Source organism: Leucobacter celer subsp. astrifaciens, from assembly GCF_001273835.1.
Taxonomy (GTDB): Bacteria; Actinomycetota; Actinomycetes; order Actinomycetales; family Microbacteriaceae; genus Leucobacter; species Leucobacter celer.
Window position 1 is genome coordinate 1 of record NZ_JHEI01000203.1, and the last position, 1,266, is coordinate 1,266.

A 1,266-nucleotide genomic window follows, 5' to 3' on the forward strand; every position below is an offset into this window, starting at 1 on the left:
GGGTCTGATGCATGTTTAGGTGACATTCAACACGGCTAGTTTCGGCTGGCCTGGAAGGATGAACCTATGCCCTCTCGTTACCCCAAAGAGTTCCGCGACGACATCGTGCAAGTCGCCCTGAATCGCGGCCCGGAGGTGACGCTGGCGCAGATCGCGAAAGACTTCGGAATCCATGTCGGCACGCTCGATAAATGGCTCCGAGAGGAACGCGTCGAACAGGGCCAGAAGCCCGGTGTCACCCGTTCCGAGAATGCTGAGCTTCGGGAGCTTCGCAAACGGAACAAGCTCCTCGAGCAAGAAGTGGAAGTGCTTCGTCGTGCGGCGGCGTATCTTTCCCAGGCGCATCTACCGGGAAAAGGCTCTACCCGCTCGTGAAAGAGCTCACCAGTGACGGGATCCCCGTCCAGGTGTCGTGCCGGGTATTGAAGCTCTCACGCCAGCCCTACTACCGCTGGCTCCGCAACCCAGTCACTGAACGAGACCTTACGCAGGCGTATCGCGCGAACGCGCTCCACGACGCCCATCTTGAAGACCCCGAGTTCGGGTACCGGTTTCTCGCCGACGAAGCGAAGACTCTCGGTGAAGTGATGTGTGACCGGACTGCATGGCGGCTCTGCCGAGACCAGCAGTGGTGGTCAGCGTTCGGGAAGAAGAAAGCACGAGGGAAGCGCAGAAAGCCCGGCCCACCCGTGCATGACGACCTGGTGCAGCGCGAGTTCGTGGCGGCTACTCCGAACGAACTATGGCTTTCGGACATCACTGAGCATTGGACGAGTGAAGGCAAGCTGTATCTGTGCGCAGTGAAGGACGTGTGGTCGAACCGAATCGTGGGTTACTCCATCGACGCGCACATGACCTCCGCGCTTGCGGTGACCGCGTTGAACAACGCCGTGCTTCGCCGCGGAGACGTGCGTGGGTGTGTGCTGCACACGGATCGTGGATCGCAGTTCCGAAGCCGGAAGCTGCAGCGCGCGTTCACCGTTCACGGCATGGCCGGCTCGATGGGGCGTGTGGGTGCTGCGGGCGATAACGCGGCGATGGAGTCGTTTTTCAGCCTGCTCCAGAAGAACGTCCTGAACCGCAAGACCTGGGGCACCCGAGACGAGCTTCGTCTTGCCATCGTGACATGGATCGAGCGCACTTACCATCGACGCCGCAGACAAGCCCGATTGGGGCGTTTGACGCCGATCGAATACGAGACCATCATGAACAAACAGGTCGCACTCGCTGCCTGACCAAGCTGTCACCTAAACGTGCATCAGACCC

Annotated in this window: 1 protein-coding gene; it reads left to right on the top strand. The window is 60.4% G+C overall.

From position 1 onward, the window contains the following. Positions 1-66 precede the first annotated feature (66 nt). Positions 67-1,235, top strand: a protein-coding gene (locus AMS65_RS18265; protein WP_157502449.1) for an IS3 family transposase whose coding sequence is annotated in 2 segments (ribosomal slippage) — positions 67-351 and positions 354-1,235 — 1,167 coding nt in all. Because the reading frame shifts where the segments join, the coding sequence is not laid out codon by codon here. Positions 1,236-1,266 lie beyond the last annotated feature (31 nt).